Origin of the sequence: Succinimonas amylolytica DSM 2873 (assembly GCF_000378405.1) — a bacterium.
Classification (GTDB): Bacteria; Pseudomonadota; Gammaproteobacteria; order Enterobacterales; family Succinivibrionaceae; genus Succinimonas; species Succinimonas amylolytica.
The window spans coordinates 621,174-632,302 of sequence record NZ_KB899636.1; the positions used below are offsets into that span (position 1 = coordinate 621,174).

Below are 11,129 nucleotides of genomic sequence, written 5' to 3' on the forward strand. Positions count from 1 at the left end.
CATATAAATGCTTTGTTAACAAGTTGTTATTTAAATGTTAAATAGCGTGATAAATATCGCTTTTTTTTGGTTTATAGTTGGTTAAAATTTTGCCAATGAAATTGTTTTCAAAAATTTTCTCTTCTTTAGGGCATTGTTATGCAGCACAAATATTCAAGGATTTCGATGGCCATGCTTCTGGCCATGGGGCTTTCAGCATGCGGTGGCAACGGTAATTCCGGGAGTTCGCAGTCCGATTCCGGCAGCAGTGCGTTCAGCGCATCTTCAGCTAACGGGGCATTATCGGTAGTGGCTTCTGTTCAGGGAGCAAATGCAGATTTTGTATCCGATGCACTGGTGTGCATTGATTCCAACGCTAACGGTGTTTGTGATGCTGATGATGCTGGTGGTGTCTATACGGACAACAGCGGCAAGGCCACGCTCGGGAATCTTTCTGAAAACGATCTTTCTACAGAGAATAATCTTATTGCAGTGCTTCGTGACGGCAGTGTTTACAAGTCCAAGGTAGATTCATCTCGCTTGGACTTTAATTCCAGAAGCGGCATTGCCGGTCAGATTGCGGTTACTCCGCTTTCGACCATTGCTGCTTCCTATGCGGAAGAGAAGGGGCTTTCCATTCAGAATGCCAAGAATGAACTGGCTGAGACCCTGGGTACTGAACCGGTGGTTTTTGATGATACCCTCGAAAAGGGTGCCGCTCCTCAGGTTTTTGTGCAGGGCCTTTCCGAAAAGAAAGTAATTCTCAATGCCAATGTGATTCTTGATAATGACGGGGTTATCAGCAGAATTGACACTGCTCTTATTGACAGCAGCCCGGAGTCTATTGTTGATTTTTATCTTGCCAACGGGAACTTCAACGTTCTTTCAAAAATTACCAAATTTGCCAATAATCTCCCTGAGGTTGCCTTTACCTCTGCAGTAACAGACTGCCGGACTATTTCCTTTAACGCCGTGGCAACCGATGCTGACAATGATACTCTGGTGTATCGCTGGAATTTCGGGGACGGCAGCGCCATTTCCAAGCAGCAGAATCCTACGCATACCTACGCTCTTAAGAAAACCTTTGATGTAATGCTGAGTGTTTCCGATACCTTCGGGGAGACGAATGTAACACATAAGGTGAAAATTGATAATTCCCGCTGCGGCAGCAATGCAGCATCTCTGTTTTCATTCCAGAACAGACCTTCCGACCCTTATGTTGTTGAGTTCTCCGATATGTCCACAGGTGATATTGTGGAGTATTTCTGGGATTTCGGTGATGAGCAGTCTTCAAGTCTTTCTAATCCGGTGCATAAGTATGATAAGGCTGGTACCTACAATGTATCCTTAACAGTTAAGTTTACTGATGGCCGCATTATCAATTCCGATTTGATTCCGGTTACCGTAGGCGAGGCTGTTAATTCTCTCCCGGTGCCGATGTTTGATGTCAGAACCGACGGTCTCAGAGCGGAGATTGTTAACAAGTCATACGATAAGGATGGTGACTCCCTCTCTTACAGGTGGATTTTCAGCGATGGTACCGAATCCACGGAGGTTAACCCTTCTCATTATTTTGCTTCTGCCGGAACAAAGTCTGTTACCCTGATGGTATCGGATGGTAAGATTACTACCTCTCTGACCAACGTGTTTGACCTGGCTGCCACGAATGATCTTGCAGCCAGCATCGTGATGGCCTCCAGTTCCAATCAGAATGTAACTCTGAATGCCGTAACCAGAAATGCTTCTGGCAACGCTGTTTATTCGTGGACCATGGGAGATGGCACTACTCTAACCGGGAAGTCGGTAACTCATACTTATGCCAGAACAGGTGTGTATGATGTGGTTCTTACCGTTCAGGACGGTGACAAGACCGTAAAGACCAGCAAGGTCGTTAGAGTCTCCAGCGATTCCGCAAATCATGCACCAGTTATTGATTCTATTGTGGCGGCAGTAGCACCGGGAGACACGGAAAAGGTTCTGAGTTTTGCAGCTTCGGTAACTGATCCTGACAATGATGAATTGGTGTATACGTGGGATTTCGGTGATGGTGAAAAGTCTGAACTTGTGCGTCCGGTTCATACTTATGCCGCTCCGGGGACCTACAGCGTAAAGCTTACAGTTTCAGACGGCAAGGAAAGCACATCCTTTGGCAAGACTATAACTATAGATCAGGTAGATAATCATGCTCCGGTAGCTGATTTCCAGGTAAGCAGCAAGGATCTTGTGATTACCTGCAAGGATGCTTCCTATGATGAGGACAGCGATAATCTCTCATATAGATGGGATTTCGGAGATGGTACTTCCTCTTCTGACAGAAGTCCTTCTCACACCTATGCGAAGAATGGGACTTATACCGTTACCATGACTGTATCCGATGGCAAGCTTTCTTCTGCGGTTACCATGGAGGTAACTGTTCAGTCAAATACTGTGGTAACAGGTAATCATGCTCCTGTGGCAGATTTCCACTATAAGTTTACTGGTCTTTCAGGTGTTCTTACTGCCGCGGCTTCCGATGCTGACAAGGATGAGCTCTCCTATGTGTGGAGTTTCGGAGACGGTCTTACCAGTACGGAAAAGAATCCTAAGGTAACCTATAAGACCGGTGGCGAGAAGACCATTACTCTTACAGTGTCTGACGGCAAGACTTCTTCAGAACCCAAAGCTTACAAGGTTACTCTTGCAGCTGATACTGTGAAGATTCCTCAGAAGTCCGGTATCTACTACAAGGGAGATGCGGATGGTATTTACATCTGGGCTGGCACCAATGTACAGCTTACCGGGAGCTGGCCGGGAGCAGCAATGACAAAGGCATCGGAAAGCTCCGACTGGTCATTCTATGATACCTCGTCAGTAAACTACGATAGTATCAACATGATCTTCCTGAAGTCCGGCAATAAGCTTACCGGTGATATCACCAACGCCCCGGTTACCGGATGCTACGACAATGGTCAGTGGACTCCGTTGGATTCCTGTCAGCTGGCAGGTTCTCAGGCTCAGGTGGTTGAAGGCGGTGCTTCGCTGTCTTCCGAGAGTAATAATAACAGCAACAACAATAGCGGAGGAGAGAGCGGTCAGCCTGGTATAGTTATTGGCGATATTGCCTGGAATTCCATGGATTATGCCAAAACCATTGCCTCTTCAGATGTCAGAGTGGCCTCAGCCCCTTATGTCACTACCAATTTGGCCCCCGGTAGCTATCACGAGGACAAGACGGTAACACTGGGACTGCAGGACGCTGACTTTAATACCACCGGAGGAACTATCTACTATACTTTGGACAATTCGGTTCCCACCGAATCCTCAGCAAAGTACACCGGCCCGATTTCTCTTAAGGATACCTCTACCGACGGTCTTGGTACTGCCTACAGACTTCGTACCCTCTCTGTCGGCGAAAACGGCATGAAACAGGAACAGCATTTCTTCTGGTTTATCAAGAAGAACGGCACTATCGCTTCAGCCACTGATTTCCGTGACGAAACTATCTACTTCGTTCTCACCGCCCGTTACAAGGATGGTGATGAAAGCAATAACTACTACGACAGAGACCGCTACGATGCTACTGATCCTAGCTGGAGAGGCGATTTCAAAGGACTTATTGAATCTTTGGATTACATCAAGTCTATGGGCTTTACTGCAATCTGGATCACTCCGCCGGTAGAGAATCGCTCAGGTCTTGACTATCATGGCTACCATGCCTATGACTGGTTCCAGCCGGATCTTCGTCTGGAAAGCCCGGGAGCAACCTACTTCGATTTCATCAAGGCTGCTCATGCCAAGGGGATAAAGGTTATTCAGGACGTTGTGGTTAATCATTCTTCCAATTATGGTATTCGCGGACAGGCCTGGATTGAGAAGATTCCGACCAAGTACTATATCGATCCTAAGTACGGTAAAAACGGTATAGACATGGGCGTGTATCAGAAGAATATTGGTGACTACCAGTCCATCAATCGTTGTGATAATGACAACCCGGTGGCTCCGGCATGGCACAGAAGCCTCTGTGCCGGAGATCCCAATGCCGAGGCTACATTCACCGTTCATTTTGCCAAGGGTGATGTTACCGTAACCGGAGATGTTAATTCCGATAAGGGTATCGATGCGAGATACTTCTGGAATCCGGCAGTACAGAACTACCTGCCTGAGAAGTGGTACCATGTAGGCTATACCAATAACTGGGAAGCAGTGGATGAGGTACAGCTCCGCAGCATGGCCGGTGACTGCGTGGATCTCAAGACTGAGGATAAGATTGTCCAGGATTACATGAACTCTATGATGAAGATGTATCTGGACATGGGGGTGGATGCTATCCGCATGGATACCATGAAGCACATGCCGAGAGAGGATCTTAAGGCCATGACTGATGTCTGGAGAGCCTACAAGAAGAATCTCTTCGTATTCGGCGAGGCTCTCATCAAGGGCTATGGTGATAATACTCCGAATCAGCTTCATCCGTGGTTCTATACCAGAACCAGCGGTCCTGCTGAAACTCCTTCCGGAGATTCTGGCATCAGCGCTTTGGATTTCCCGCTGATGAGTCAGTTCCGGAACACTGTCAGAAATGGTTCTCTTGGCGGCCTGGCCGAGCCCATTAATGCTTTTGATTCCAAGTATGCGGATCCTACCAAGCTGGTAACCTTCTTCCAGAATCATGACCTTTCAAACGACAACACCTGGTCCGGTTCCGGTGCCAGAATGTGCTGTGATGATCCGGCTCAGATGGCTCTCGGTATGAACGTTCTCTGGTTCTTCCGCGGTATTCCGGTAATGTACGCTGGCGATGAGAACAATCTCCGTGCTGGAATGACTCCGGATCTTGCTGGAAACAATGACCTGGTTGGCGATACTGGACGTCTCTATATTGGAAATGATATAGGAACCGGTAAGGATAAGTATGGTATTGTCGCTCATATGGCAGACCTGAATGCTATCAGAAAGGCTTCCATTGCCATGAGACGCGGTAGCATGAAGATCCTGAATGGCGGTGATCCGATGGTGTTCGAGCGTACTTATGAGTCCGAGAATGCCATTGTTGCCATGACCGGCAGCGGCGGAGCCTCAGTAACCGTTTCCGGAGCCACTGACGGAACCTACACTGATCTGGTCACTGGTGCGAAATATACTGTGAGCGGTGGCAGTGTGAACTTGGGCAGTATTCCGGCTTATTCGGCCAGAGTTCTGGTTAAAAATTTCTCCGGTTCTGTTCCGGCGATGAAGGGCAAGTTCCTGAAGTAATGTAACATTTCCTGACCTACACGTCATAATACTTAACTAAATGCGACAGAGATCTGTTTTTGGTACAAAAACAGGTCTCTTTATTATGAAAGCGGGAAAATTGTGAAAATTGCTGAAAAAGCTTTCAGGGGCTTTTTGATTTTTGTTAACCATGTTAAAAATTTGTAAACAAATTGTATATTTTGAGTTTGCTGTTTGTTTATAATTTGATTATAATTTGATTACTGTACTTACTTGAAAGTCTTTTCAAAAGACAAAATAGGGAACATTGAAATATGAAATTTACAAAATTAGCTATTGCTATGATGTCAACCGCAGCTCTTACAGCCTGCGGCGGTGGCGGCAGTTCCGGTTCTAACAATGACAATCCGAATCAGGACCTTCAGGGCAATGTTGTTCAGGATTTTCAGTTTGATGCCTTTTCCAGCATGGATGTAGCTCGTGCCGTTACTAGCGATAATTTCGGTCAGGATTCTAAGACGACTGTCTGTCTTGATAGAGATGGCAATGGTACCTGTTTTGGTGAGGAATACTGGGTTACCGGTACCGGACTTTCATTCAGTAAGGAGCTTAGCTGGCCGGCTGATCTTGATACCTCCGGCATGAATATTCTTGCTGAAAATGATAATTTCACCTATTCGATTCCTGCTGATTCCGGAGCTGGGGCTGTAGCTCAGGCTTCTTCGTCCAGCCGGGCGAAGGTTTATGTCAACCCTGTTACCAGTGCTGGCAGCGATCCTCGTCTTGGCCCGGATGCCCTTCTTAACGGATACAATGGTGACAAGTATAGCAGAACAACCTTTGATCCCAGAACTCCTTATGGTCAGCTGGATCAGGAAATCAAGACTCTCGGTGATTCTGTAGCTTCTCTTGTACAGTCTGCCTCTGCCCAGGGAATTTCCGAGGCTGATCTTAAGAGCATCGTTTCCGGGGCTCTCGCAGCGATTATTGAAGCCCTTAAGGATTCCGGTGTCAGTGATGTTCAGATTGTAATCAACGTAATTAACTCCAGTAATTTCAATAATCTGCCGAATGATAATGGCAGTGGAGTTTCCAATAGTGCTCCGTTTGCCGAATTTACCTTTAATGTTAGTGCTGATGGCTGGGTCACCTTCTCCAATTCCTCTTCAGATCCTGATAATGACAATCTGACCTATAAATGGAAATTTGGCGACGGAGCTGAAAGTTCCGATGTTTCTCCGAAGCACCAGTATACCCGTAACGGCTCCTTTAATGTTTATCTTGGTGTTGCCGACAGCAAGAATGCCGTTACCTATGCTACCAAGCATGTGAATGTTGATACCGTTTCTGCTGCGGATCAGGAAGCTGCCAGCTTTGCTGCCAAGGCCAGCACTGACGGTAGTGGCCTTGTAACAGTAACCAATAACTCAACTGTCGAGAATGTAAAGGAATACCGCTGGGATTTCGGTGACGGCACCGGCGCTGTAACCGGCGCGGCTCCTTCCCATACCTATGCCAAGTCTGGTACCTATACTATTAAACTGCAGATTATTACCAAGAACGGAATAAAGTTTACTGATACTCATTCTGTGAAAGTAACTGTTTCTTCCGGAAATACTGATCCGGGTAATACCAATCCTGGTAATACCAATCCTGGTAATACCAATCCTGGTAATACCGATCCTGGTAATAATAATCCGGGAAATACAGATCCGGTTACACCAAGTGTTTGCAGCGAGAGCGATCCTTATTGCAATGGCAACATCGATCCTGAGGGATGTGATCAGCAGTGCACAGAAACGGAGGTTGAGGTTAGCTGCTCCGAGGTTTCTTCACAGTCTCAGGCTTCTGCACAGGGGGCCGGCGATGTTTCCACTGCTGCTTTGTCCTCTATTGAGATGTCCGGTGTCTATGCCACCAATCCTAACGGTCAGGTAGGCAAGAATAAGACCATCTCCTCCATGAGCGACTGGACTTCCGATATGCTTATCGCTCAGGGCGCTGCTAATGACGATCCCCGTGCCTACCGTGGCTATCACGAGAAGTCAGTAGACCTTTATGGCTTCTATGCAGCCTGGGATGATACCAATCTTTATCTCATGGTTGAACTGCCAAATCTTGATGAACGCGGAGAGACCGGAAGTGATTTCGATTATTCTAATGATAAGTTCCTCCCGATGGGCATCGGCATCCGTACCGGGAAGCGTGTTCTTGGTGACGGCGAAATGGAGGCCTCCAGCAATGACCGCAATCCGTGGATAAAAGATAAGTCTTATTCTATCAAGGAAGGTATTGATACTCTCCTTATGTTCCATCCGCAGGAATACGGCACCCCGGGACTTTTCTTCACTAATAATCAGGGTGAATTCTCGTATGATTCCAAGTCTGGTCTCCTGGTTGGCTTTAAGGATGCCGGGATTGTGCTTTCAGGCGGTGTTGCCGGTTCTGTAAGCTCCAAGTTTATGGGTATTGCCGATAATTATGGTAAGGACGGTGAGGCCTGGAAGACTGGTTCTTACACCGATCTTAAGGCAAGTAATGCAAATAATCCGCATCTCTACCAGGTAACCATTCCTTTGAAGGCTCTGGGGATCGATAAGGCCTATCTTGAAAGCACCGGTATCAGTGCCATGGTGTTCTCAACCTTTGGTACTTCAATGATGGATGCTCTTCCCTGGACTCCTAATCTGGTAGATGCTGCTTCGGCCCCTTACTCAAAGGATGATTCCACCTCTGCTGAAAAGGAAGATCTGGATATCTATGATGTGCATCTGGCATCCATCGGCAAGCTCCAGACAGGTGGTGTAACTCCTGTTACCCCGGTAACTCAGGATAATCCTGTTGTTAATCCGACAGTATGCAAGAAGAAGGTTGTTTCCTGTGTACCTGAGACTCTCCCGGCTCAGTGCAGCGCAACGGATCCGATTGAGGTTTCCGTAAGTCATGCCGAGGCAGCAACCGATACTGCTGTAACCACCAGTGTTAAGGTTGCCACGGGCTACAAGGGGGTAACCTACAAGTGGACTACCTCCGACGGTCAGAGTGCCACCACCAAGTATGACGGCACCGAGAAGAGCTTCACCTTCAAGCGCGGCAGTGCAGACAAGACTGTAACTGTAAAGGTAACCGCCAGCAATGCCAGTGGTTCCAGAACCGGTTCTAAGAGCTTTACTGTTAAGGTTCCTGCCTGTGCCAACTGCTCTGCTCCGTCTCCGGTTCTTGACAGTAAATGGGCCAAGGTTCTTGACGGTGTGGACACTGCCAACATCTATGTTGACAATGGTACCAGTTCAACCTGCAAGGCTCCTGAGGGCGCAGTAATTCTGAAACATGACGGCTTCTCCAGTCCTACCCTTTGGCTTTATACAGATAAGACCAACTACACTGGTGGTACCTGGCCTGGTGCTCCTATGACCAAGATTGATGGCTGTACCTCTACCTTCTACAGCTTCAAGCCTTCCGAGTCTGTAAGTGCAGCTTCAGCAATCTTCTCTGATGCCGGCAACAACCAGTATCCGGGACAGGAGCAGCCTGGTGTCGAATTTACAACTGATAAGCCATGCTTCGATTTTGACGCCAAGACCTTCAAGTCTGCTGATGAATGCGGTCTTTCTGCTGCCGAGGTTAGTGATTCTGCCTATATCTTTGTAGGCGGAAGCAAGACTGCCTCCGGTGCAGTAATCACCATCAGTCAGAAGGATGATGACGTAGCCAGCGGTTACAAGGATGTTTCTCTGATGATGGCTGGCAAGGGAGTAACTGCTGAGACTACTGGCACCTTCTACTTCGGTGATGATGCCTCCAAGGCTGTGAAGTTCGTAAATGGCCAGAAGATTCGCATTGGTGAAGACATCCAGGCCACCGAAGATCCTCAGGAGGTTAAGCTTACCGTTGTCTATAATGACTCCAAGGCAACCTATACCTTCAAGAAGGTTAAGTGGACTCAGCCGGTAGCCGGTGATGTGCAGTTTACCTGGAACAATGCCTACATGTATTTTGTAATTACCGATCGTTTCCAGAATGGTGATTCCTCTAATGACGGCAGTTACGGCAGACCTCAGAAGGATGCTTCCGGCCATGCTACCGCAACCTTCCATGGCGGTGATATCAAGGGCCTTACTGAGAGACTCGACTATATCAAGTCTCTCGGAATCAACTCCATCTGGCTGACCGCTCCTTACGAACAGACTCATGGCTGGGTAGGCGGTGGTAAGAAAGGTAACTTCCAGCACTATGCTTATCATGGTTACTATGCTATGGACTTTACCTCCATGGATGCCAATATGGGAACCGTTACAGACTTCAGAAACTTTGTAACTGAAGCTCATAAGCGTGGCATTAGAGTTGTGGTTGACGTGGTAATGAACCATTCCGGCTACGCTACCCTGAAGGATATGTGCGATTTCAAATTCGGTAATACCACTGATGGATCTGATCCTTGCACCAAGGTTGACTGGGTTCCGGGTGGCGGACAGAGCTATCACGATAAGCCGATCTCTGAGGCTCAGAATTCCAAGTGGGATAACTGGTGGGGTAAGGATTGGCTGAGATTCGGTGCTTACGGTGGCTGTGGCAGTGATGACCTCACTACCTGTAGTTCGTACCTCCCTGACTTTAAAAATGAAGCTAGCGGTTCCAGTGTTGGTATCCCGGGCTTCCTGCAGTCCAAATGGCAGACTGCCGATGCTGCTCATGACATACCGGCAGCCAAGCAGTACCGTTCCGGCAATATGTCGGTGGCAGACTTTGAGGCTCACTGGCTGGCTTCCTGGGTTGAGGAGTTTGGTGTTGACGGCTTCCGTTGCGATACCGCCAAGCATGTTCAGAAAGAGACCTGGGGCAAGCTTAAGAAGTACTCTCAGGAAGCACTTCAGAAGTGGAGACAGGCTCATGCCGGCGGTGATGATCCGGCAGCCTCCTGGACTGATGACTTCTTCATGACTGGTGAACACTGGGGTTTTGGAACCGATCCTTCGGATGGGTCAGGCTATGGCAGAGTTGGCGGATTTACTTCCATGATCAACTTCTCACTCGGCTGTTCTGTTCCTAGCACTAATACCTGGTCTGAGTATGCCCGGATGTTTAATGATGGTACCAAGGCTCCGGCTTTGAATGCTCTTACCTACGTATCCTCTCACGACACCGCACTGTGCCGTCCGGGTGATATGAAGGCTCTGGGCACCGGTCTTGGACTCCTGCCTGGCGGTGTACAGGTTTACTACGGTGATGAAACCGGCCGTCCTAACGACAACGGCGGATCCGGCAACGATGCCGAGCATGGAACCCGTTCCGACATGAACTTCCCGTCTGATATCGGAAGCCAGGCTGCATGGGCTGCCAATGTGGATACTCTGAGCACCTCATTCTCCTCTGATGCCACCCTGGCTCACTGGCAGAAGGTTGGTCAGTTCCGCTTCCGTAACCCGGCAGTAGGTGCTGGTAAGCAGACCGCTCTCAGCGATGGATCTCTCTGCCGTACCTATAATGACGGGCAGGGTATTGACAACGCTGTGGTAATTCATGTTGGTTCTGCTTCCTCAGTTGATGTAGCTGGCTGCTTTGAGGACGGCACCGAGCTTCAGGATGGCTATTCCGGAGCTACCGGTACCGTATCCGGTGGAAAGATCAGCCTCTCCGGAACTAAGGATCTGATCCTCCTCGAAATCAAGCGCTAAGCGTTTTCGGGTAAGTAACAGTAAATTAGGAGCACCCCTTCGTGGGGTGCTTTTTTATTTAGGACTGCTAGATATTTGCCGGTTTCAGAAACAGATGTTTCCTGAAGTTTGGCGCGTTTGATCTCTGTCACGTGCCGGCCAATGTTTTGGAAAACAGTTTTTATGAACAAATATGTTTGTCTTAAAATGGATGGGATCTTTTACCGATAACAGCTGGTGCTATATCGGGCTGGAATATGTGTGTCTTTTTTATTTAGTGTGAACGATTATGACTATAAGAAG

The 11,129-nt window shown here is 48.0% G+C and carries 2 protein-coding genes; both read left to right on the forward strand.

Translation table 11 applies throughout. The features are described from left to right. The first annotated feature begins 138 nt into the window (after nt 1-138). Complete coding sequence (locus F557_RS20915; RefSeq protein WP_157617732.1) at nt 139-5,211, forward strand: PKD domain-containing protein; 5,073 nt, start codon at nt 139-141, stop codon at nt 5,209-5,211. 275 nt (nt 5,212-5,486) lie between these two features. Then, complete coding sequence (locus F557_RS20920; protein WP_019000730.1) at nt 5,487-10,847, forward strand: alpha-amylase family glycosyl hydrolase; 5,361 nt, start codon at nt 5,487-5,489, stop codon at nt 10,845-10,847. Nucleotides 10,848-11,129: the final 282 nt, after the last annotated feature.